Here is a 22,072-nt window from a genome sequence, read left to right on the forward strand (position 1 = left end):
TTAGGCCGCCCGGGTGTGAAGCAGGCGGGTGAGTTTAATGGATAAGTCCGTGAAAATAATGCGGGCATTGCCGTTGCGCTCTATGTGGTACATGGCGGACTCCAATTCCCGGACAATGGGTTGGATGTTGTTTTCGTGTACGAAGGGGGCAAACTTCCTCAGGTCAAAGCCGTCTGTATGGGTCTTCATAAACACCAAGGGCTCTGCCCGGTAATTCAGCAAGAGGGCCTGCCGCATGAGCGCCAGGCAGTATTGCAGGAATTTCTTCTGGGTCTCCCGCCCGGTCTTGGCCACCTCATCGCTCCAGAGAATAAGTTCGTGAACGGCGCCTTTATTCCCTTTCGCCCGGAAGGCCGTGCGCGTCCACTGTACAAACCAACGCTCAAAAACCAGGTCTTCGGAATCCCGGACCATTAAATCCAGGGCCTTGTTAAAGTTGCCGTTAGCTTCCTGTGCGATCTGCATGGCTTCCTCCCGTTTGCACCCCTTTTCTACCAGGGCCTCGGCAATCACCGCCTCGGGCAGCCTGGGAAAATGGAGGACCTGGCAGCGACTGCGGATGGTCTGCAGGAGTTGTTCCTCATCTTCCGCCACCATGATAAGGACCGTCCTGGAGGGGGGTTCCTCTACGAGTTTGAGCAATTTGTTTGCAGCAGGGGTATTCATGCGCTCTGCCATCCAGATGATAAGGACTTTATAGCCGCCTTCATAGGATTTAAGGCTGAGTTTGCGGGAAATATCCTGGGCCTCGTCCACCCCGATCTGGCCTTGCTTTTTTTCAATGCCAATGGTGCGGTACCAGTCAAACAGGTTGCCATAGGGCTGCGACTTCAGAAAGGTGCGCCATTGGCCAAGGTAGTTGTCGCTTACCGCATGGCTTTTTACCGTATCCGAATTGGAAACCGGGAAGGCAAAATGCAGGTCCGGGTGCATCAGGCTGTCGCATTTGGTATGACAATCAGCCGCGCCTGCGTCCGGCCCGCACAACAAGTAGCGGGCATAGGCAATGGCCATGGGAAGTGTCCCGCACCCTTCGGGCCCCACAAAGAGCTGCGCATGGGGAATACGCCCGGCATCCGCACTGGAGGTAAGGTGGGATTTCAGGTGGCTCAGGCCTAAAATGTCGGAGAATCGCATCCCTCCAAAGATAGTGGTTTTGACCGTCGCCATTCAAATTTGCCCATGGCGGGCAAACCCTTGGGAATATTGGTTATTTTTGGGATCGCTTTAAACCGAGACACATGACTATAGACGACTTTAATTTTGAAGATAAGAAGGCGCTGATCCGGGTCGATTTCAATGTCCCCCTGAATGACGCCTTCGAAGTGACAGATACCAACCGAATTGAAGCGGCCAAGCCTACCATCATCAAGATCCTGGAGGACGGGGGAAGTGCGATTCTGATGAGCCACCTGGGAAGGCCCAAAGGAAAAGCCAACCCGGATATGTCCCTTTCCCACATTGTAGATACGGTTTCCGAGATCATCGGCGTGCAGGTCAAGTTTGTGCCGGAATGCGTGGGCCCCCAGGTGGCCGAAGCTGTGGAGCAACTTCAATCCGGGGAAATCCTCCTGCTGGAAAACCTAAGGTTCCATGCCGAGGAAGAGGCGGGGGATGCAGCCTTTGCCCAGCAATTGGCCCAGTGGGGCGATATCTACGTCAATGACGCTTTCGGGACGGCCCACCGCCCGCACGCTTCCACGACTATTGTGGCCTCCCATTTTCCGGGGCGCAAGTGTTTCGGGTACCTGCTCGCGCGGGAAATAGACGCTATCCAAACTGTTATGGAAACCGGGGAAAAACCGGTGACAGCCATCCTTGGGGGGGCCAAGGTGAGCTCCAAAATCACCATTATCGAGAATATCCTGGACAAGATTGACCACCTGATTATAGGTGGGGGCATGACCTATACCTTCGTCAAGGCACAGGGCGGAACCGTGGGCGATTCCATTTGCGAGCCGGATAAAACGGACCTGGCCCTTTCCATCCTGGAGCAGGCCAGGGCCAAAGGCGTGCAGGTGCACCTGCCTACCGATGTAGTGGCAGCCGATGCATTCGACAACGAAGCCCAAACCCGGATTATGCCCGCCAATGCCATAGAAGACGGCTGGCAGGGATTGGATGCGGGGCCGCAAACCCTCGAAGCCTTTAAGGCTGTTATACTGCAATCCCGCACCATACTGTGGAACGGACCTGTCGGGGTTTTTGAGATGCCTTCTTTTGCCAAGGGCACCATTGCCGTTGGCAACTGCGTAGCCGAAGCCACAAGCCTCGGGGCCTTTTCCCTGGTAGGGGGAGGAGATTCCGTTGCTGCCGTAAAGCAATTCGGCTTTGAGGACAAGGTTAGCTATGTTTCCACAGGGGGAGGGGCTATGCTGGAAAGCCTCGAGGGCAGGACGCTGCCCGGTATTGCAGCCATCCAGGAAGGGTAACCGCAGGATTCCACGGGGCACTTTAGGAACGAAAATTTCGTTCTTAGAGAAAAAAATACGATTTTCGTTTTTGCTCCCCACGCAGCAATATCCTGACATCCAATGAAGAAGCACTTTGCCTATTGTGCCGCCCTTGGCACAAGCCTGTTTTTCGGGCACCTGGCGCATGGACAATCGGAGGAAGGTTCGATGCAGGACAGTACCACAACGCAGGCGGCAGCCTTCGAGGTATCGGGCCTTGCAGACAACCCAACCCTGTTCGTAAAGCCGGCAGACAGTTCGTCTGTCCGCGATATGGAGCTCCCGGCAACCTATGACAGCCTTTGGCTGGTGGAATTGTCCCGGGCAGCCGGGCAATTCGAGTCCCTGCAGGAGGTCCTCACAGCCGACTTTCCGGACAGTCTGCCTGCAATCGGGGATTTCCCGGACACCGAAGTATTGAAGGAGCGCCTGGTCCGCATGGACCAGAACACCCCGTTCAACATCCACTACAACCCATCCCTGGAACGGGTAATCCGGACCTTCCTGACTACCCGGAGGGACCTGATGGAGCGGATGCTCACCGCCAGCCAGTTTTACTTTCCCATGTTCGAGGAGGCCCTGGACAAATACGACCTCCCGCTGGAAATCAAGTACCTGGCCATTGTGGAGTCCGCGCTCAACCCCCGGGCCAAATCCCGGGTTGGGGCAACCGGGCTCTGGCAATTCATGTTCGGGACCGGACGGATGTATAAGCTGGATGTAAGCAGCTACGTGGATGAGCGGAGTGACCCGCTCCGCGCCACCGAGGCAGCTTGCCAGTACCTCTCCAAGTTGTATGAGATTTTCGGGGACTGGGATCTGGCCCTGGCCGCGTACAACTCTGGCCCCGGGAATGTCAACAAGGCCATCCGACGCTCAGGGGGGCACACCAATTACTGGAATATACGCCCCTTCCTGCCTCGGGAAACCGCAGGCTATGTCCCTGCGTTTTATGCCACCATGTACATTTTCGAATACGCTTCCGAGCATGGCCTGCAGGCCAGGAAAGCGGAGCGCCCCTACTTTGAGACCGACACCATCCTGGTTCGGGAGATGCTCACCTTCGACCAGATTACCAAGTACACAGGGGTTTCCAAAGAGGAACTGGAAATGCTCAACCCGGCATACAAGCTCAATATCATTCCCAAGGTAAACGGGAAAGAGTACGCCCTGCGGTTACCGGTCAGGGCCCTGGGGCGGTTTGTGGCCCAGGAAGATTCCATATACACCTGGGCGAAACGGGAACTGGCAGCGGCCGAGAAACCTCTACCGGAACTGGTTACGGCGGAAGACCGCGTGCGTTACCGGGTACGCAGCGGGGATTACCTCGGGAAGATTGCCGAAAGGTATGGGGTCGGGGTCAGCCAGATCAAGCGCTGGAACGGCTTGCGTACAGACCAGCTGCGCGTGGGCCAGCGCCTTACCATATATCCGCGTAAACCCGTAGCCCCGGCCACTAAGTCCCCAGAGGAGCCCCAAAATACAGCTGCCAGGGGGTCACAGCCCCGGGTGCATGTGGTGCAGCAGGGAGATTCCCTCTGGACCATTTCCCGGAAATATCCGGGAGTTTCCATTGAGAATTTGCGGGAATGGAACAATATTCGCGGGAATACCTTGCAGCCGGGAACACGGCTGAAGCTATGTAGTAATTGTTCATCTTAAACCATATCGAAATGAGAAGGATTTGTTTAATGTTGCTGAGTGTATTGGTTTTGGGGGCTTGTCAGGAGAAGCCCGCGAAGAAGTATAAACCCCAGTCGCTGGGGGCCATCAATACGGTGGCTGTTGTCATGGACAACGACCTCTGGGAAGGGGCTGTGGGCGATAAAGTCCGGGAGTATTTTGCGGCCCCCCTTATTGGCCTAACCTGGGACGAGCCCCATTTCAGCCTGGAGCACATGCCCCCTTCGGTGTTCCGCGGGACTACCCGGCACCGGCGGGCCGTTTTATACGTTTCCAAGGACAGTGTGGAAGGGGCCCAGGTACAGAATGACCTCTACGCCACCCCCCAGAAAGTTGGGGTCATCAAAGGGGCCACGGACGCTGCCCTTATCGCCTCCATAGAAGCCCATGCGGGCCAGATTATGGATTCCATCCGCCAGATGGAGATCGGGGAGGCGCAGGAGCGTTTTCTGCGCTCCCTGAGCAAGGAAACCGTTATGCAGGACAAATTCGGCGTAACCATGCGCCTGCCATCCATCTACAAGGTGAGTAAGCAGGAGGATAATTTTGTCTGGATAGACCGGGAAATCCAAAAAGGCAGTATGAATATCGTGGCGTATGAAATGCCGGGAAACCATTTCGAGGTAGACTCCACCCTGGTGTGGGATATCATCCATATGCGCGACTCTATCGGGAAGCAGTATATCCCGGGCCCGGATGTGCCCGATAAAATCACCTATATGGGAACGGAAAAGGCTTTTGCACCCTATGTGATCCCCACCGAAATAGCCGGAAAGAAGGCGGTTGAGGTCCGGGGGATCTGGGAAATCGTGAACTACCCCATGGCCGGCCCGTTTCTTACCTATATTATCAACGACAAGGAGCACGACCGGCTGCTGGTGCTGGAGGGGTTTACCTTTGCCCCGGCCACCAACAAGCGGGATTATATGTTCGAGCTGGAGGCGATCCTCAGGACGGTGCGTTTCCAACCCCCGGCGGCCCAAGCCTCTGTCCCATAACCTGAGCAATAAAACAAAAAAAGCCCCGCTTATGGCGGGGCTTATACTTTCTGGTGTTTGGGCCGGCTAGAACCCCGTGCGAAGCACATGTAACAGGGCATACATGGTCAGGAGCCAAACCCCCAGTCCAAGCCAGGAAAACAACCGGAAGTTTTTCTTGAGGATCAACCGGAGTCTGTTGCCAGGGCTCCAGGTTTTGGATGCTGCTGCATCACTGCTTTTTTCCATAGCAATCACCGATTTGGGACTACCGAAATTGGTTAAAATCCGGGAGAAACCCCCAAAGTATCGGACAAACGGCTAAAATTTTGGCTGAACGCATCCGGGGGGTCACCTACCTGTGAAAAAGTATCAGGTGCCTGCCAGAAGGCCGCTAGTCGAAGGCAAACCCCGTGGCAACCCTGTAAATAAAGGCATAGAGGACAATCAGGTAGCACCCGAAACAGAACCAGAATAGGAGTTTGTACACATTACGGACCAGGAAGGACCGGATGGAATGGAAGGCATCCTGGTAGAGGGTGCGGATAAGTAGAAGTGTGTTCATGGCTGAAGTTTTTGGTATAACCAGAAAATCAGCATGTTACGTATGTCTAAAGGGTATATTTGTTGTGACCGGAGGGCATTTTGTGGTGTAACCGGATCCGGGGAGTCTTCAGGCCGCAACCAAGGCTGCGGCCTGTGGACTACATGCTTACAATGATAAACTCGGACCTACGGTTGGCCTGGTGCTGCTCCCGCGAGCAACGGACACTGCCGTCGCAGTTGTTCAGCAGGCGTTCTTCCCCATAGCCCACAGCACTCTGGATCCTGTTGGGGTCAATCCCCTGGCTGATGAGGTACTGACGCGTAGCCTTGGCCCTCTTGTCCGAGAGGTATTTGTTATAGGCTTTCGGACCCCGGGAGTCGGTGTGGGATTCAATGGCGATCACCATATCCGGGTATTCGTTCAGGGTAGCCACCAGTTTATCGAGTTCGCGGGCGGCATCTGCGCGGATGCCAAATTTGTCGAAGTCGAAGTAGATGTTTTCCGTTTTAAGCTTCCGGATACCATTCTCCACAATAATGCGTTCCTCCAGTTTTCTCAGGGAAACCTCGGCCATAACCTGTTGGTTGTCCAGGGTTTCCACCACCAGGTCTGCTTCGCGATAGGCTTCTTTGTTTACCCCGATTTTATAGCGGGTATTGCCCTGCAGTTCTTCAAAGACAAAACCGCCTTGTTCGTCGGTGAGGACCTCTTTGAGTTTAACGTTGTTTTCATCCAGTAAGGCCACCATGGCATTGGGGATGTAATCTCCCGTAACCAGGTCGGTTACCACGCCCGCAATAGCATTTTCGTTGGCTTCTTCCGGGATCAGGCGCTGAAAGGAATACAGGTCGTCGTCGCCTTTCCCTCCCCTTCGGTTGGAGGCGAAATACCCTTTCTGGGTTTCCGGGTCCATAATAAAGGAGAAATCGTCCTTGCTACTGTTGATGGGCTTGCCAACGTTTCTGACCTCTAAAAACCCGTTTTCGTTTTCTTCATCGAAGGACACTTCATAGACGTCCAGGCCGCCAAGGCCCACATGGCCGTTGGAGGAGAAATACAAGGTTTTGTCTGTGATAAAAGGGAACATCTCCTTTTGTTCCGTATTGATTTCCGGCCCCAGGTTCCTGGGCTCTGAAAACTGACCGTCCCCCAGGACATCCACCACAAAAATGTCGGTGTCTCCGATGCTTCCCGGCATGTCCGAAACAAAATACAACTGTTTGCCGTCGGGGCTCAGGGCCGGGTGGCCGGTAGAGTAGTGTTCCCCGTTAAATGGGAGTTCCACCGCCTCGGTCCACTCCCCGTTGACTTTGCGGGACATGTAGAGTTTCAGGTGGTTCACCCCGTTTTTATCCCTGCGAAGCTTTTTTCCGTAGTTGTTACGCGTAAAATAGATAGTCTGCCCGTCCGGGGAGAAAGTTACCCCGGCCTCATGATATTTGGTGTTCAGGGTCTTGGAGAATTTTACAGCCCCTGTCAGGTCTTCGGCCTCCTCATTAACGCGTGCAATATAGAGATCCAGGTACGGTTGATCATTCCATTTATACCGACGGGTATGAAAAAATGCAGAGTCTACAGAAGACGCGTAAACCACCTTGTCTTCCCCGTAAAACATGGGGGCAAAATCGGAGTATCGCGAATTTACCGAGAGGTTTTTGATGGTAAACCCATCCGCAGCGCTAAGGATATTGTCCAGCACTGTCTCCCGCTCCTCAATCTGTGCCATTCCCGGGCGGGCCGAGGCGGCTGCCTTGCGGTCGTACAGGCGCATAAAACGTCTGGCCCGGCTGTACTTGCCATTTCCTTTCAGGGAGTGGGCATATCGGAACAGGTTCTCGGCGGACATCTGGTCTGCCTCCATCTGGTAGAGTTGGTCGTACCAGTACAAGGCCCGTTCCATATCGGTGTTGAAGTAATGCGAGTCTGCCAGGCGTTTGATTACCCTGGCCGATGCATTTTCAGGCGAACGCCTCAGGGCTGTTTCGTACAGGTCTGCCGCCTCTGCGAACCAAAGCTTATCGTAATACACGTCTGCTTTCCGGATCAGCTTATCCGGGCTTTCGCTATCGGACAATTGCGCTGAGGATTCTGCTGGCCGGTCTGTTTCTTGGGGGTCTACTGTGGTTTGGGGCATTGCATCGCCTTCCACTACCAGGATCCACAAGTCTCCCGAGTATTTGCCGTGTACCTCCGTAGCGGCAGCATCCAGTGCCGTTACGGGACTGGTATACCGGTTAACGTAGATATAGAACAGCTCGTTCTCAGGATTGACAAAGTTCCCAGGCTCCAGGCCGTCCTTGCGAAGCTTGCGCTCCATGCGCCTGATGTTTTTGCGTTTGGAGAAAACCCCGGCCACAAGGTAATAGCCAGGGTCAAGCTCGGTTACGGCATCCAGGGTTCTGACACCAATGCCACGCGCGCGCGCAGCCTGCTGAAACGCTTCGGAATCGGACAGGCCCATGCTTTGGGCCGGCCTTGCAAGGCTTGTCCCGGCCGATGCTACAGCCGAACTCAGGTCGGTTTGCGCCATCAGGGACCAGGAAGCAAGAGCACACAGGAAGAGTACTAGTGATTTGAAGGTTGGGTTCATTAGGATCGTACGGTTGTGCAGGCTGACGGGTGTTCCCGCGTCATCCTGTTTTCGAAAGTAACCCTAATGTGCCGGGGGCGTTATTTTTTGTTGTGAAAGGGGGTAAAATCGATATGTACGGCTTTATCTTGTGGTTTTCAACCCCCTGTGATACCCTGAAATCAGCCGGCATCAAAGGTTCAGCCCTACAATACCAATAAGTATAAAAAAAGCACCACAAGGGTGCTTTATTGCAAATGAAAGGACCGGGATCAGTCCTTTTTCTCTTCTAATTTGTCATCTTCGCGGGAGGCATCTTTGAACTCCTTGATTCCACTGCCCAAGCCGCGCATCAGTTCCGGTATTTTCTTACCTCCGAACAGCAACAATACCACCATCACGATAATCGCAATCTGCCAGGGGCCAATAGCGAGGAAAATTGTAAGTGCATTCATTCCAACTCTGTTTAACTAGTGTAAATGTAAGGAAAAAACATTTTGCAGCCCCTTTTATTGTGGTATAAGATGTATTTTAGACGGTCCAAGTCCGGGCTGTTTGCCCGGGTAAATCGAATCAGGGGCAAAAAACGGGCTCCCCGGCATAAACCGATCATGGCCAAGCAAGAAAAACGCAGGAAGGAAATCAAGAGGAAACTCCTCCACAAATACAGGCTGGTTATCCTCAACGAAAGCACCTTTGAGGAGAAAATCTCCTTTAAGCTGAGCCGGCTCAATGTATTTGTGACCGGGTCCCTGGCCGTTATCGGGCTCATTGGGCTCACCACCTTGCTTATTGCTTTTACCCCCCTCAGGGAATACATCCCCGGATATTCCTCCACAGCCCTGAAGCGGCAGGCCACGGAACTTACCTACAAAACGGATTCCCTGGTGGGCGTCCTCGATTATACCAACAGGTATTTAAATAACATCCGAAGTGTTCTCAGGGGCGATGTGGGCACCGATTCCATCCCAACGGATTCTATGTTTGAGACCTTTAAGCTGGACCCTGCCGGCATTGACCTCAGTCCCATCCGCGAAGACAGCCTGCTCCGGGCCCAGGTGGCCCTGGAGGACAAATACAATCTTTTCGAAACCCCCGCTGCAGACGGAAGCAAGTTGTTGTATTCCCCTTTAAGCGGCCCGGTGACCCAGCAATACGACCCGGATTCCCGCCACTTTGCCATCGACATTGTGGCTCCAAGGGATACCCCTATCAAGGCCGTAGCAAACGGCACGGTTATTTTCGCCGAATGGACGGCAGCTACCGGATATGTTATTATCATTGAACACAAGGAAGGGCTTACTTCGGTGTATAAACACAACGGTTCCCTTTCCAAGGCACAGGGGGATGTGGTGCGCGCCGGAGAAGTTGTGGCTTCCGTGGGCAATACCGGGGAACTGACCACAGGCCCCCACCTGCACTTCGAACTTTGGAAGGATGGCCGCCCGGTAAACCCTCTTAATTACGTAGATATTGCCGAATGACCTTTAAGCAGTTGGCAGCCCGGGTTTTTGCCCGCTTTGTGCATTGGAAGGCCTCCCGATGGATGCACCGGCCGGTGCAGGCCCAACAGTGGGTCTTCAGAGACCTCATCCGGCAAGGGAGCAGGACCGCTTTTGGGAAAGACCACCGGTTTTCAGAGATCCAAGACCATGCAGATTACGTGGCCCGGGTCCCCGTGCGGGATTATGAGGACCTCAAGCCCTATGTGGAGCGGATCCTGGAAGGCCAGCCGGATGTGTTGTGGCCCGGAAAGCCCTTGTATATGGCCAAAACTTCAGGAACCACTTCCGGCGCCAAGTACATCCCGCTTACCCGCGGCGCCATTCGCGAGCAGGTCAGGGCATCCAGAAATGCCATCCTGGCCTATATCCACCAGACCGGGAATACCGCTTTTGTGGTCGGGAAAATGATCTTCCTGCAGGGCAGTCCGGAACTCACTGATAAAAACGGGATCAAGGTAGGTCGCCTCTCCGGGATATCGGCCCACTATGTTCCGGGTTATCTCCAGAAGAACCGGCTTCCCAGCTGGGAGACCAACTGTATTGAGGACTGGGAAGAAAAAGTAGACCGCATTGTAGAGGAAACCCTCGAAAAACCCATGTCGGTAATTGCGGGCATCCCGTCCTGGGTACAGATGTATTTCGAAAGGCTGGTACAGCGGAGCGGAAAACCGGTGGGACAGCTCTTTCCCCAGTTTGAGCTTTTCATCTACGGGGGTGTGAACTACGAGCCCTACCGCGCCAAGTTTGAGGAATTAATCGGCCGGAAAGTGGATAGTATCGAGCTCTTCCCGGCCAGCGAGGGGTTTTTTGCCTACCAGGACCGGCAGGACGACCGCGGGCTGCTTTTGCTGCTGGATTCGGGGATTTTCTACGAGTTTATCCGGGCCGACGAATTCCACGACCCGGACCAGGAGCGCCTGACCATCGGGCAGGTGGAGCTGGGGGTGAATTACGTCATGATCCTCTCTACCAATGCCGGCCTTTGGGGGTACAACCTGGGGGATACGGTGGCCTTTACCTCCCTGGACCCCTACCGGGTTATTGTAACCGGCCGGATCAAGCACTTTATTTCCGCATTTGGGGAACACGTTATTGCCAAGGAGGTGGAATACGCCATGCAGGATGCCCTGGGGCGGTGTGGCGGGCAGGTAAATGAATTCACGGTTGCCCCCATGATCAGCCCCCCGGAGGGCGGGTTGCCCTACCACGAATGGTGGGTGGAGTTCGAGGCCCTACCCAGGGATATGGAGGCCTTTGTCAAAACCCTGGACCAGGCCTTACAGGGGCAGAATTCCTATTACTTCGACCTTATAGAGGGCAGGGTGCTGCAACGTCTCAAAATCCGCCATGTTGCGAAAGGGGGCTTCAGGGAGTATATGAAATCCGTGGGGAAGCTCGGCGGGCAGAACAAGGTGCAACGCCTTTCCAACGACAGAAAACTGGCCGAAGGGCTGGCTCCCTTCCAGCACAAACCCTGATGTCACCCTGGGCGGGCGTAGGAAAATTAAGTGTATTTTTGTGCCATACAGCCTATCATGGAAACAACCCGCTCCCAGGAATCCACCAATGCCATCGAGCGCATGTACATTACCATGCGCCACCTGCTTAACCGTGGCTTTTACAAGCCTATGGGGGTCTCGGGCGAAACCCTCAGGAACGCCCTTTTGCAGCTGCGCCCGGAAATCTATGGCTCCATCGCCGAGGATAAGGCAGAACTCGAAGGCCTCATCTATGTCCTGGAGCGCCTCCCCCAGGGCATCGAACAGTGCAAGTTCATCAACCTCACTTCCGATGAAGGGTACAGCAAATCCCATTTCAAGGCAATTGTACCCCCAAAAAGGAGGCGGAACTGCTACCGGATAGACTCGGAGCAGATGAACATCGAGATCACCCGGGGCCGTTCGGATATTTACGATATCCTCACCCATCTGACCTTCCTTTTCATCGAATCGGATAAAATAGGACGGAAGGTCCTTATCGATGAGGAGAAACAAACCACCATCCGCGACTGGCGAAAACTGGAGGCGGCCGTAAATAAGGATAAACTTACCCAGTCCGAGCGGGAGGTGGCCCTTATCCATACCGCCAATATCCTCGGGCACTCCTTCGTGGATATTATCGACGTTCACAAGAAACTGGCCACCAAACAGGACCCGGAACGCTTCCTGAAAATCATCTACTGGCTGGGGCGCCTGGCCATTGAGGAGCATACGGCCCGCGACAAGCGGACCATTACCTTCAGCAGCCTGCTGCGCGAGCGGCTGGGCCACCATATCCACGGGGATCGGTGGGCCACTACCATCAAGGAAACCCTAAACAGGCATAAACTCCTGGACCGCCCCATCCATGTGATCAGCTCTAACATGCACAGCGTGCTCAACACGCTTTTTGCCCCCACAGCCCTGAAGAAGGAATTTCCCAAGGCGGGGCCCCTGGAAATATTCGAAGCCCTGAGCCGGCCGGAGAATGAGGCACTCCGAAAGAAGGTAACCGCCTTCGCGGCCAAAAACGGCATGATCCAGATCGATGACACCTCCGGAGCCAATATAGATGTTCAGGTTTTCGATATGGGCGCCATCACCAATTCTGCGTGCTGTTATGACCTCCCCCCGGAATTCAAGGCGGCCAAACCGGTCATCCTGGTTATGGACTACGCCTTTGGCGAACAGGCCTACGAATGCGCCGACGAATTGCTGAAGCCCATTAAGCTAAAGGGCTCCCTGAAATACCTGGATATTCAGTCCATTTCCATTATGGGGAAAGCAGGAATCCTGCAGGGAGACAAGGGGGACCTGATGATCCCTTCGGCCCATATTTTCGAAGGGACGGCAGATAACTACCCTTTTAAGAACGAGCTTTGCAAGGCCGATTTTGAGGGTTATGGCCTGGATGTTTATGAAGGCACTATGGTGACCGTCTTGGGCACCTCCCTGCAGAATAAGGACATCCTGACCTTCTTCCAGAATTCCACCTGGAATGTCATCGGCCTGGAAATGGAAGGGGCACATTACCAGAAGGCCATCCAGTCGGCTTCCCGGATCCGGAAAAGCATTGCCGAAAACGTGCGGATCCGCTATGCCTATTACGCCTCGGACAACCCGCTGAAAACAGGGCATACCCTGGCATCCGGGGGGCTTGGGGCCGCAGGGGTGAAACCGACCTACCTGATAACGGATAAGATTTTAGAACAGATATTTAACACCTAACCTTATGGCAAAAGACACGACCGAAGGCGTAGACCTGCAGCAACTGGCCGCCCTGATCCGAGGGGGTCTGGACAGTATTTTTAACGGCGTCCTCAAGGGGTTTGTCTATCTTAAAAAGCGAGCGGTTTTCCTTGCCATACTTATTGTGGCAGGGATCGCTGCAGGATGGGGGCTTTCCCAGTGGAAGGGGAAGGAGTACAAGGTGGAAGTCATTGTACAGCCCAACATGAAAAGCAAGAATTACCTGTATGACGCCGTGGCCGAAATGGAAGCAAACCTCAATTCGGGCAACCAGGCCTTCTTTGCCTCGGCAGGGGTGGAAACCCAGCCGCTTCCGGAACTTAGTGTTGAAATCGGACCGGTTTCGCAAGACACCGAGACCCTTAGGAACAAGGATTACCTGAAGTACCTCGAACTGCTGGACCGGTTTAAGGAAGACGCTACCATCCGGGAAGTCATCCAGGAGGAGATCCTGGAGAAATCGGCGCTTAACCACCGGCTCACGTTTACCTTCGAAGACCCGGAAATGGGCCCGTATGTCGTTGAAAAGCTGGTAGCCTACATCAACTCCAACCCGTATTTCTCCCAGCTGATCGGGAGGAGTCGCGAGAACAGTATGGACCGTATTGCTTCCAACGAGGCCCTCATCGTGCAAATAGACTCCCTTCTGAATAACTATACAGAGGAGCTCGGGCGGGCTTCAGCCCTTGCAAGCGGGCAACTCCTGCTGGACGCAGGGCAGGCCATGGACCCTGCCTCCCTGATCCAGATCAAAAGTGGTCTGCAGCGGGACAATGAAATGTTGCGCTATAACCTCGTGCGGGAAACAAGCCCAGTGGAGATCCTGAATTTCGGAAAAGTGCAGCCTGTGCGCAAAAGCCTGACAGAATCCTATCTGTTCCAGATACCCCTTCTGCTGCTTTTGCTGTTCTTCGCAGGGGACTTCCTGCGCTATATCAACAGCAAGGCCCGGGAATTAAAGGACTGAAATGCCGGAATCTGTCGATATTAAGACGATACTTGTTACCGGGGGTGCGGGGTTCATCGGCTCCAATTTCATACGTTATATCCTGGAAACCCGGCCCGAATGGCAGGTGGTAAACCTGGACAAACTCACCTATGCCAGCAACCCGGAGGCCCTGGAAATGTTTAACACCTCCTCCCGCTATACCTTTGCCAAGGGCGATATTGCCGACCGGGAATTCCTGGAAGACCTTTTTGACCATTACCGCTTCGATGCCGTGGTGCATTTCGCGGCAGAATCCCACGTAGACAATAGTATTTCGGCCCCGGCCGCTTTTATCCAGACCAACCTGGTAGGTACTTTCACCCTCCTGGAGACCTGTCGCAGGCATTGGTTGAATGACCAAGTTGCTGGCGGCGGCCGATTTCTCCACATATCCACAGACGAGGTTTACGGTTCCCTGGGGGAAAGCGGGAAATTCAACGAAGAGAGCCCCTACCGCCCCAACAGCCCATACAGCGCTTCCAAAGCAGGGTCGGACCACCTGGCACGAAGCTATTTCCACACCTACGGCATGGATGTGGTCATCACAAATTGCTCCAATAACTACGGGCCATACCAGCACGCGGAAAAGTTTATCCCCACCATCATCCGGAAGGCCCTTTCGGGCCAGGAGATCCCGGTGTACGGAGACGGTACTAACGTCCGGGACTGGCTCTATGTGGAAGACCACTGCGAGGCCCTACTGGTTTGCCTGGAAAAGGCTGCCGCGGGGGAGCAATATGTGATAGGCGGCAACAACGAATGGGCCAACCTGGACCTGGTCCGTTATATTTGTAAACGCCTTGACAAACTAGCTCCGCGCGCAGACGGCGCCCCTTATTACAACCAGATGCGCCTGGTAACCGACAGGCTGGGGCACGACAGGCGTTATGCCGTAGATGCGGGTAAGCTGCATTCCCAATTGGGGTGGGCGCCCCGGACCGGATTTCAGGAGGGGATGGACAGGACCATAACATGGTATTTGCAAAAATTCAAAAAGGCATAATATGAAGGGTATCATCCTGGCAGGAGGATCGGGGACACGCCTATATCCGCTAACAAGGGCCATAAGCAAGCAATTGATGCCGGTCTACGATAAGCCTATGATCTATTACCCGCTGGCAACCCTTATGAGCGCCGGCATCCGGGATATCCTGATCATTACCACCCCGGAAGACCATCCCTTGTTCCAAAAACTCCTCTCGGATGGCAGCCAATTGGGGTGCAGCTTTCAGTACGCCACCCAGGACCGTCCCGGAGGCATAGCTGAGGCCTTCCGGATTGGGCGGGATTTTATCGGGGCGGACAAAGTGGCGCTTATCCTGGGCGACAACCTGTTTTACGGTGCCGGCCTGGCCAACACCCTCCGGGAAGCCTGCGACCCGGAAGGCGGGGTAATCTTTGCCTACCATGTCCAGAACCCGGAGCGTTATGGGGTGGTAAACCTGGACCAGGAAGGACGGGTGGTGTCCATGGAGGAAAAACCCTCCAGACCTACCTCCAACCTGGCAGTCCCGGGCATTTACTTTTACGACAATGAGGTAGTACGCCTGGCCGACCAGATAGCCCCAAGTGCCCGTGGCGAGCTCGAAATCACAGATATCAACAAGGCGTACCTCCAAGCCGGGAAACTCCAGGTCCGGGTCCTGGACCGTGGGACGGCCTGGCTGGACACCGGGACCATTGACGCCCTCATGCAGGCTTCCCAGTTCGTGGAGGTCATCGAAAGCCGCCAGGGCCTGAAGATTGGCGCTATAGAGGAGGTGGCTTTTGAGATGGGGTATATCGATGAAGCCCAGTTGAGGGCTCTGGCCGAACCCCTGTTAAAAAGCGGCTACGGAGAATATCTGCTACGCCTCATTGAATCCTGAATCCTATGCCCAGAATAGAACAGACTCCGCTTCCCGGATGCTTCCTGATCCATCCCGACGTCCATGAGGATGCGCGGGGGGTGTTCCTGGAATCCTTCAACCGGAAATCGTTGCAGGCCTTACCTGGGGGCTGTCCGGATTTTGTCCAGGACAACCTCTCGGTTTCCAAAAAGCATGTGTTGCGGGGGCTGCACTACCAAAAAGGGCCGGATGCACAGGCCAAACTGGTGCGGGTGTTAAAAGGCAGGGTTCGCGATGTGGTGGTGGACCTAAGACCCGGGAGCCCTACTGTGGGCCACTATTTTTCCATAGAATTATCGGACCGCAACCACCTGGCGGTCTTTATCCCCAAGGGGATGGCCCATGGGTTTCTTTCCCTGGAAGACGACACCCTTTTTTCCTACAAGTGCGACGCCTACTATGCCCCCGGGGCCGAAGCGGGCATTCGTTACGATGACGCCAGCCTGGCTATTGACTGGGGGGTTCCGCACGACTCCATTATCCTTTCCGAAAAGGACAAGGGGTTGCCCGGCTATAATCAGGCAGACCTATGAAGAAAGTGGTCGTAACCGGGGCCGGGGGCCAGCTGGGCCAGACCTTGAGGGATCTTTCCATGGACTTTCCCAGGATAGCGGCCCGCTTTTTCACAAAAGAAGAACTGGACATAACAGACGCGGATCAGGTTAATGCCGTATTTGATGAAATACGCCCGGAGTATTGTATTAATTGTGCCGCGTATACCCGGGTGGATGAGGCCGAAAGGAACCCTGAAGCGGCTATGGCCGTTAATGCCCTGGGGGCAGCCAACCTGGCCAGGGCATGCGCCGAGAACAACGCGTTTATGTTGCAGCTATCCACCGATTATGTCTTCGATGGTCGGAAGAAGGAAGGATACACGCCACAGGACACCCCAAGCCCCATAAATGTCTATGGCAGGTCCAAATGGGAGGGCGAACAGGAGGTGCAACGTCAGGCGGACCGCTATCTCATTGTCCGGACCTCCTGGCTCTATTCCAGGAAATACGGCCCCAATTTCTACCTCACTATTGCCGGAAAAGCAGCCCGTGGGGAACCGATATCCGTTACCGACCAGCAAACGGGCTGCCCTACCCTTGCCGACCACCTGTCCGCCTATTTGTGGCAGGTAGTAGAAGGGGATCCACCACCATCCGGGATTGTCCATTACACAGATGGCGAGGCCATGACCTGGTACGACTTTGCTTCCCGTATCCTCTCGGAGATCGGGAAATTAGAACCGGGCAGGCTTTTAAGGGCGGATAATTATCGTAGTTTTGCCAGAAGACCCAGGCATAGCATCCTTTTACCTTAGAAATCAAACGACTCCAATACATGGGAAAAGTAGCATTGATCACAGGGGTTACCGGTCAGGACGGGGCCTATCTGAGCGAGTTTTTGTTGAAGAAAGGGTATGAAGTACACGGCATTAAACGCCGGTCCTCTTTATTCAATACCGACCGGATTGACCACCTTTACCAGGACCCTCATGTAGAAAACCGCAATTACTTTCTGCATTACGGGGATATGACCGACAGTACAAACCTGATCCGGCTCATCCAGGAAATCCAACCGGATGAAATCTACAACCTGGCCGCTATGAGCCATGTGCATGTCTCTTTCCAGACACCTGAATACACCGCCAACGCAGATGGTATTGGCACCCTTAGGATACTAGACGCCGTTCGGCTGCTGGGACTTTCGGAGAAGACGCGGATCTACCAGGCTTCAACCTCCGAGTTGTATGGAAAGGTCCAGGAGGTACCACAGACCGAAACGACTCCGTTCTATCCGCGAAGCCCGTATGCCGTTGCCAAGATGTACGCCTACTGGATTACAGTCAATTACCGGGAAGCCTATGGCATGTACGCCTGCAACGGTATCCTTTTCAACCACGAGTCGCCCATACGAGGGGAAACCTTTGTAACCCGGAAGATCACAAGGGCGGTTTCCCGGATTGCTATGGGCTTGCAGGACAGATTTTACCTGGGGAATCTCGACGCCCAGAGGGATTGGGGCCATGCCAAGGATTACGTGCGCATGATGTGGATGATTCTTCAGGCCGACGAGCCGGAAGACTGGGTCATCGCAACGGGGAAAACCACCTCGGTCCGGGATTTTGTTCGGATGAGTTTCAGGCAGGTCGGGATCGAGCTGGAGTTTAAGGGGGAAGGCGTAGCAGAGAAAGCCTTTATCAAGTCGTGCAGCCAGCCGGAGTATCAGCTGCCGGTAGGCAAGGAAGTCCTGAGCGTGGACCCCAAATACTTCCGCCCTACAGAGGTGGACCTGCTAATTGGGGATGCCACTAAGGCCCGCACCAAATTGGGCTGGGTACCCCAGTACGACCTGGAGCAGTTGGTGGCCGACATGATGTCGTCCGACCTCAAGCTCATGAAGCGCGAACAGTACCTCAAGGACGGGGGCTACACCATAATGAACTATTTCGAATAAAAGATGGATAAGGCCGATAAAATCTACATTGCCGGTCACCGGGGGATGGTTGGGTCGGCTATTTGGCGGGCGCTTCAGAAGAAGGGGTATACCCGTCTGGTAGGGCGCAGCAGTGCGGAACTGGACCTGCGCAACCAGGCGGATGTTTATACCTTTCTCGCTTCCGAAAAACCGGATGTGGTTATCGATGCTGCCGCGCGCGTTGGGGGAATCCTGGCCAATGACACCTACCCCTATCAGTTCCTGATGGAAAACCTGAGCATCCAGAACAACCTCATCCAGGGGGCACTTTCGGCCGGGGTGCAACGGTTTGTTTTTCTCGGGAGCTCCTGTATTTACCCGAAAATGGCACCTCAGCCCCTCAAGGAGGACTACCTGCTCACCGGGCCGCTGGAGCCCACCAACCAGTGGTATGCCATCGCCAAAATCGCTGGGGTAAAACTGTGCGAAGCCGTTCGAAAACAATTCGGGCATTACTATGTGAGCCTGATGCCGACCAACCTGTATGGTCCCTTCGACAATTTCGATCTGAAGACATCCCACGTCCTTCCAGCGATGCTGCGAAAGTTTCACGAGGCCAGCCGGGATGGAGACAGGCCGGTAGAACTCTGGGGGTCCGGATCCCCCATGAGGGAATTCCTCCACGTGGACGATATGGCAGAAGCGGTGGTTTTTGCAGTAGAAAACGAATTGCCGGAGCACTTGTATAATGTCGGGACCGGAACGGACCTGACCATACGGGAGCTGGCTGGGGTAATCCAAAAAGTGACCGGTCACAAAGGGGAGATACTATGGGATTCGGGCAAACCCGACGGTACCCCGCGTAAACTTATGGATGTCTCCCGCCTGGAGCAGGCCGGCTGGAAGGCCAGGATAGAACTGGAAGCAGGTATACGGGACACCTATCAGTGGTTTTTAAAACACCAGGGCGGCCTTAAGCAAGTCAAGATAACCTAACACCCGCCGAATGCCCAGGGAAGGGATTGGTTTCAGGAATACAGAGGGCTTTAGAGCGCGTACCATCCGAATTTTGGTTCTTTCGGGAATGTGCATGGGCCTGGTTTTAGCTTGCCGCCCTACAGATACCCAGTGGCTGGAAAGGGAGGCGGGCAACCGAGTCCTGGATTTGAAATACATCAATGATTCCCTGGGGCTTGTGCTTTGGGATATCCGGACAGAGCCTTTGAAGGGCGAAAAGGGCTACACCGTGCGGGTGTACCTGGAGGCGGAGAACCCGGAAGCCTACTCCAGTGGGCACTATTTCTATTTGCATTTCTACCCCAGGAAGGCCCGGGAGGGCTCCGGGGCCTTTTCGGGCCTTACCACCCGCCAGGTATATCCCAAAAACGGACTCCTGGTGTTTGAAGGGACGCTCATAACGGACCGGGATCGATTTGAAATGTTGAGGTACGGGTTGGTGAACCCCGAGAAGAAACGACTTTTTACATTGGCCGTAGACACTATGGCGATAGAACTCAGGTAGATTAAAGCACGACCCCCCGTTACACCGGGAGAACCGCCTATGCAGAAACTGCGATTTCCAAAAAGCCTCGTTACCGGCCAGGACCAGAAGGAACTTACCAGGAAGGCGGGCGTTTTCATTTTTTTTCGCATTGCCGCCCTTATCCTGGGGTATGCTTTTACCCTGGTAGTCATCAAGTATTTCGGCAGCCCGGTTTACAGTATGGTGGTTCTGGGGTTTACCATTTTTACGGTCATTTCCATCGTGGGCAAACTCGGATACGATGTCACCCTGACGCGCTATGTGGCTGAGGCCGGTTCCGGGAAGGAGTTGCTCTCCGGGCTGCTCTCCCGTGCATTGCTGCGCAGCCTGCTCTTTTCCAGCCTGATTGCCGGGGTGATTCTCCTGTTTCGCGAAGCGATTGGCATACATATCTTCAAACGCCCGCAGTTCACGGAATTCCTCTTCTGGACCGCCCTTACCTTTCCTTTGTGGTCCTTAGTTTTCATCTTCAACGGCCTGTTTCGAGGCCTGAGGAAGAATACCCTGTTTTCATTCTATACGGCCTTTGGCAGGTTTTTCCTGAGCCTGGGCCTTTTGGCCCTGGCCATCTGGTTGCTGGATGACATGGGGGAGACTATCCCAATCCTGGTACATTTCCTGGCCATTGCCCTGTTGCTCCTCAGTTGCGCGTATTTTGCCTTCCGGGTTTTCGGATTCACCCTGAGCCGTGTTCCCAAAGATGTCTTTCGCCCGTTCGCCCTGAGTTCACGCCCCATATTATACACCTCTATCGTGGCTATCCTCCTGGTTTGGGTAGACCGTTTTTTCGTTGGCGCCTATCTGGAGGAGTCCGCTGTGGCCGTCTACGACGTCAGTGCCAAACTGGCCCTGTTGGTATCGTTTAACCTGGACGCCATCAATTCCATTTTAGCCCCCAAAATTGTCTCCCTCTACGACAAGGATAACCTGCGGCCGCTGCAAAAGCTCCTCAACTATGCCGTAGGGGTCAGCTCTGCCATTGCGATCTTTACCTTATTTGTACTGTGGGCGGGGTCCGACCTCATCCTGGGTTTTTTCGGGCCGGAGTATCTTGCAGGGGCGGGGGTGTTGCTTTTACTGGGGACCGGCCAGGCCATCAGTTGTATTTGCGGTTCTGTCGGCAACATCCTGCAGATGACCAACCACCAGCATTTCCATTTTCGGATCATGGCCGTAGGCCTGGTCCTGAACCTGGTCCTGAATTTCACCCTGGTCGGCAGGTTTGGCATCGAAGGAGTGGCCTTTGCTACTTTTGCCAGCCTGGTATGTTGGAATATCATGGGGGCCTATTATGTCAAAAAGAAACTGGGCCTGACCAGCCACCTTTCTGTACGGGCGGCCAGGAGCATAAAACAAAACGACGATGCCTGAATTAATTCCCAATGCCTTTCTGATTGGCGTCCAAAAATCGGCGACCACCTCGTTGTACGACTGGATCGGTCAGCACCCTGATGTATGCGCCCCATTTTCCATGAAGGACACCCCTTTTTTCATCGACGATACCCTCTACGCAAAAGGCACTTCTTTTCTGGATGAGGTCTACCGAAGGGAGTTCGGGGGGCAGCGTATTATCCTGAACGGCAGCGCCAATATCATTTACTTCGAACATTCCATAAAGCGCATGGCGCAGTGCAACCCCCAAGCCAAACTGCTTTTGGTGTTACGCAACCCGGTGGAACGGGCTATCTCGGCCTACAATTTTGCGGTAAAGCGCAATATGGAGGATTTGCCTCTCATAGAGGCCGTGAACCGGGAGCCGGAACGCATTGCCACGGGAGACCTCAGAACCCTTTCGAACAACACCTACGTGGACCACGGGAAATACTATGAACAGATCTCCCGCCTTTACAACTACTATCCGGAGTCTCAGGTACTGATCTTCCTCTATGAGGATATTCGCTCCAATCCGTCTGAGGTGATTGCCAAAACCTATGCCTTTTTGGGCCTCGACCCCTCCTTTGAGCCCAACCTGAGGTCCCTGAACAAGACGGGCAGCGTTCGCTTTGCCTGGATCCGGAATGCCCTTTACAGCCAGTCCGGCATCAAAAAGTTCCTGGTCAAAAATGTCCTGGACAAGATCCTGCCCTACGACCGGAAGTACCGGCTGAAAATCTTTTTCCTTAACCTGGTCACCAGTAAAACCAAGGAACGTCCGCAGTCCGGGCCAGACCTCACCGAGGCGCGCGCCCTTATCCGGAAGCAACTCCAGCCGGACATAGAAAAACTACAGGGCCTTCTGGGGCGCGATTTAAACCATTGGAATTCTTAAGACATGACCTTACGCA

General features: G+C 54.3%; 21 protein-coding genes. 16 read left to right on the plus strand and 5 right to left on the minus strand.

The annotated features are described in order from the left end of the window. A complete protein-coding gene (locus CA832_RS02500) occupies positions 1 to 1,137 on the minus strand; it encodes a DNA polymerase III subunit (protein ID WP_088339976.1) in 1,137 nt (378 codons plus the stop codon). Between the two features lie 104 nt (positions 1,138 to 1,241). On the opposite strand from CA832_RS02500, the gene CA832_RS02505 reads away from it, so the two are divergent. From CA832_RS02505 to CA832_RS02515, 3 genes are all read left to right on the plus strand, one after another. Then, positions 1,242 to 2,432 (plus strand): phosphoglycerate kinase, encoded by a 1,191-nt coding sequence (locus tag CA832_RS02505; RefSeq protein ID WP_088339977.1) that lies wholly within the window; start codon positions 1,242 to 1,244, stop codon positions 2,430 to 2,432. A 102-nt stretch (positions 2,433 to 2,534) separates the two neighbouring features. Then, positions 2,535 to 4,115, plus strand: coding sequence for a lytic transglycosylase domain-containing protein (locus CA832_RS02510; protein WP_088339978.1), 1,581 nt, complete (start codon positions 2,535 to 2,537; stop codon positions 4,113 to 4,115). 11 nt (positions 4,116 to 4,126) lie between these two features. Next, positions 4,127 to 5,134 carry a DUF4837 family protein gene (locus CA832_RS02515; RefSeq protein ID WP_088339979.1) on the plus strand — a complete coding sequence of 336 codons (1,008 nt, stop codon included), beginning with the start codon at positions 4,127 to 4,129 and terminating at the stop codon, positions 5,132 to 5,134. Positions 5,135 to 5,200: 66 nt separating this feature from the next. On the opposite strand, the gene CA832_RS14985 is transcribed toward CA832_RS02515, so the two are convergent. From CA832_RS14985 to CA832_RS02525, 4 genes are all read right to left on the minus strand, one after another. Continuing rightward, positions 5,201 to 5,362, minus strand: a complete 162-nt coding sequence (locus CA832_RS14985) for a hypothetical protein (protein WP_158211867.1) — start codon at positions 5,360 to 5,362, stop codon at positions 5,201 to 5,203. Between the two features lie 145 nt (positions 5,363 to 5,507). Continuing rightward, positions 5,508 to 5,678 carry a DUF6747 family protein gene (locus CA832_RS15100; RefSeq protein ID WP_198944432.1) on the minus strand — a complete coding sequence of 57 codons (171 nt, stop codon included), beginning with the start codon at positions 5,676 to 5,678 and terminating at the stop codon, positions 5,508 to 5,510. A 139-nt stretch (positions 5,679 to 5,817) separates the two neighbouring features. Continuing rightward, positions 5,818 to 8,250 carry an OmpA family protein gene (locus CA832_RS02520; protein ID WP_233131712.1) on the minus strand — a complete coding sequence of 811 codons (2,433 nt, stop codon included), beginning with the start codon at positions 8,248 to 8,250 and terminating at the stop codon, positions 5,818 to 5,820. A gap of 251 nt (positions 8,251 to 8,501) precedes the next feature. Continuing rightward, on the minus strand, positions 8,502 to 8,684 hold the full coding sequence (locus CA832_RS02525) for a twin-arginine translocase TatA/TatE family subunit (RefSeq protein WP_088339981.1): 183 nt from the start codon (positions 8,682 to 8,684) through the stop codon (positions 8,502 to 8,504). Between the two features lie 156 nt (positions 8,685 to 8,840). Between CA832_RS02525 and CA832_RS02530 the strand changes: the two genes are divergently transcribed. The 13 genes from CA832_RS02530 to CA832_RS02590 all read left to right on the plus strand — a co-directional run bounded on the left by CA832_RS02530 (position 8,841) and on the right by CA832_RS02590 (position 22,056). Next, positions 8,841 to 9,713, plus strand: coding sequence for a M23 family metallopeptidase (locus CA832_RS02530; protein WP_088340731.1), 873 nt, complete (start codon positions 8,841 to 8,843; stop codon positions 9,711 to 9,713). Beyond that, entirely contained in the window at positions 9,710 to 11,212 is a 1,503-nt protein-coding gene (locus CA832_RS02535; protein ID WP_088339982.1) for a GH3 auxin-responsive promoter family protein, read from the plus strand. Before CA832_RS02530 ends, CA832_RS02535 begins: the two co-directional genes overlap by 4 nt. A 57-nt stretch (positions 11,213 to 11,269) precedes the next feature. Beyond that, on the plus strand, positions 11,270 to 12,940 hold the full coding sequence (locus CA832_RS02540) for a DUF6909 family protein (protein ID WP_088339983.1): 1,671 nt from the start codon (positions 11,270 to 11,272) through the stop codon (positions 12,938 to 12,940). A 4-nt stretch (positions 12,941 to 12,944) separates the two neighbouring features. Next, on the plus strand, positions 12,945 to 13,928 hold the full coding sequence (locus CA832_RS02545) for a hypothetical protein (protein ID WP_088339984.1): 984 nt from the start codon (positions 12,945 to 12,947) through the stop codon (positions 13,926 to 13,928). A gap of 1 nt (position 13,929) precedes the next feature. Then, the gene (rfbB, locus tag CA832_RS02550) at positions 13,930 to 14,952 is read left to right on the plus strand and encodes a dTDP-glucose 4,6-dehydratase (protein ID WP_233131714.1); all 1,023 of its coding nucleotides are present in this window, start codon (positions 13,930 to 13,932) and stop codon (positions 14,950 to 14,952) included. A 1-nt stretch (position 14,953) separates the two neighbouring features. Beyond that, a complete protein-coding gene (gene rfbA, locus CA832_RS02555; protein WP_088339985.1) occupies positions 14,954 to 15,817 on the plus strand; it encodes a glucose-1-phosphate thymidylyltransferase RfbA in 864 nt (287 codons plus the stop codon). 5 nt (positions 15,818 to 15,822) lie between these two features. Next, positions 15,823 to 16,371: a dTDP-4-dehydrorhamnose 3,5-epimerase gene (gene rfbC / locus CA832_RS02560; RefSeq protein ID WP_088339986.1), complete on the plus strand. Its 549-nt coding sequence runs from the start codon at positions 15,823 to 15,825 to the stop codon at positions 16,369 to 16,371. Next, complete coding sequence (rfbD, locus tag CA832_RS02565; RefSeq protein WP_088339987.1) at positions 16,368 to 17,147, plus strand: dTDP-4-dehydrorhamnose reductase; 780 nt, start codon at positions 16,368 to 16,370, stop codon at positions 17,145 to 17,147. The genes rfbC and rfbD overlap by 4 nt, the downstream gene beginning before the upstream one ends. A gap of 20 nt (positions 17,148 to 17,167) precedes the next feature. Then, entirely contained in the window at positions 17,168 to 18,283 is a 1,116-nt protein-coding gene (gene gmd / locus CA832_RS02570; protein ID WP_088339988.1) for a GDP-mannose 4,6-dehydratase, read from the plus strand. A 3-nt stretch (positions 18,284 to 18,286) separates the two neighbouring features. Continuing rightward, positions 18,287 to 19,240, plus strand: coding sequence for a GDP-L-fucose synthase family protein (locus tag CA832_RS02575; RefSeq protein ID WP_088339989.1), 954 nt, complete (start codon positions 18,287 to 18,289; stop codon positions 19,238 to 19,240). Between the two features lie 94 nt (positions 19,241 to 19,334). After that, positions 19,335 to 19,766: a hypothetical protein gene (locus tag CA832_RS02580; RefSeq protein ID WP_088339990.1), complete on the plus strand. Its 432-nt coding sequence runs from the start codon at positions 19,335 to 19,337 to the stop codon at positions 19,764 to 19,766. Between the two features lie 39 nt (positions 19,767 to 19,805). Beyond that, positions 19,806 to 21,158: an oligosaccharide flippase family protein gene (locus CA832_RS02585; RefSeq protein ID WP_088339991.1), complete on the plus strand. Its 1,353-nt coding sequence runs from the start codon at positions 19,806 to 19,808 to the stop codon at positions 21,156 to 21,158. Beyond that, the gene (locus tag CA832_RS02590) at positions 21,151 to 22,056 is read left to right on the plus strand and encodes a sulfotransferase domain-containing protein (RefSeq protein ID WP_088339992.1); all 906 of its coding nucleotides are present in this window, start codon (positions 21,151 to 21,153) and stop codon (positions 22,054 to 22,056) included. The genes CA832_RS02585 and CA832_RS02590 overlap by 8 nt, the downstream gene beginning before the upstream one ends. The last annotated feature ends 16 nt before the right edge of the window (positions 22,057 to 22,072 follow it).

This window comes from Robiginitalea sediminis (genome assembly GCF_002198115.1).
GTDB lineage: Bacteria > Bacteroidota > Bacteroidia > Flavobacteriales > Flavobacteriaceae > Robiginitalea > Robiginitalea sediminis.

Bases quoted from the DNA above. Each gene is read 5' to 3' on its own strand.
- CA832_RS02500 (WP_088339976.1), bottom strand. From the start codon at position 1,137: ATGCGATTCTCCGACATTTTAGGCCTGAGCCACCTGAAATCCCACCTT.
- CA832_RS02505 (WP_088339977.1), top strand. From the start codon at position 1,242: ATGACTATAGACGACTTTAATTTTGAAGATAAGAAGGCGCTGATCCGG.
- CA832_RS02510 (WP_088339978.1), top strand. From the start codon at position 2,535: ATGAAGAAGCACTTTGCCTATTGTGCCGCCCTTGGCACAAGCCTGTTT.
- CA832_RS02515 (WP_088339979.1), top strand. From the start codon at position 4,127: ATGAGAAGGATTTGTTTAATGTTGCTGAGTGTATTGGTTTTGGGGGCT.
- CA832_RS14985 (WP_158211867.1), bottom strand. From the start codon at position 5,362: ATGGAAAAAAGCAGTGATGCAGCAGCATCCAAAACCTGGAGCCCTGGC.
- CA832_RS15100 (WP_198944432.1), bottom strand. From the start codon at position 5,678: ATGAACACACTTCTACTTATCCGCACCCTCTACCAGGATGCCTTCCAT.
- CA832_RS02520 (WP_233131712.1), bottom strand. From the start codon at position 8,250: ATGAACCCAACCTTCAAATCACTAGTACTCTTCCTGTGTGCTCTTGCT.
- CA832_RS02525 (WP_088339981.1), bottom strand. From the start codon at position 8,684: ATGAATGCACTTACAATTTTCCTCGCTATTGGCCCCTGGCAGATTGCG.
- CA832_RS02530 (WP_088340731.1), top strand. From the start codon at position 8,841: ATGGCCAAGCAAGAAAAACGCAGGAAGGAAATCAAGAGGAAACTCCTC.
- CA832_RS02535 (WP_088339982.1), top strand. From the start codon at position 9,710: ATGACCTTTAAGCAGTTGGCAGCCCGGGTTTTTGCCCGCTTTGTGCAT.
- CA832_RS02540 (WP_088339983.1), top strand. From the start codon at position 11,270: ATGGAAACAACCCGCTCCCAGGAATCCACCAATGCCATCGAGCGCATG.
- CA832_RS02545 (WP_088339984.1), top strand. From the start codon at position 12,945: ATGGCAAAAGACACGACCGAAGGCGTAGACCTGCAGCAACTGGCCGCC.
- rfbB (WP_233131714.1), top strand. From the start codon at position 13,930: ATGCCGGAATCTGTCGATATTAAGACGATACTTGTTACCGGGGGTGCG.
- rfbA (WP_088339985.1), top strand. From the start codon at position 14,954: ATGAAGGGTATCATCCTGGCAGGAGGATCGGGGACACGCCTATATCCG.
- rfbC (WP_088339986.1), top strand. From the start codon at position 15,823: ATGCCCAGAATAGAACAGACTCCGCTTCCCGGATGCTTCCTGATCCAT.
- rfbD (WP_088339987.1), top strand. From the start codon at position 16,368: ATGAAGAAAGTGGTCGTAACCGGGGCCGGGGGCCAGCTGGGCCAGACC.
- gmd (WP_088339988.1), top strand. From the start codon at position 17,168: ATGGGAAAAGTAGCATTGATCACAGGGGTTACCGGTCAGGACGGGGCC.
- CA832_RS02575 (WP_088339989.1), top strand. From the start codon at position 18,287: ATGGATAAGGCCGATAAAATCTACATTGCCGGTCACCGGGGGATGGTT.
- CA832_RS02580 (WP_088339990.1), top strand. From the start codon at position 19,335: ATGGGCCTGGTTTTAGCTTGCCGCCCTACAGATACCCAGTGGCTGGAA.
- CA832_RS02585 (WP_088339991.1), top strand. From the start codon at position 19,806: ATGCAGAAACTGCGATTTCCAAAAAGCCTCGTTACCGGCCAGGACCAG.
- CA832_RS02590 (WP_088339992.1), top strand. From the start codon at position 21,151: ATGCCTGAATTAATTCCCAATGCCTTTCTGATTGGCGTCCAAAAATCG.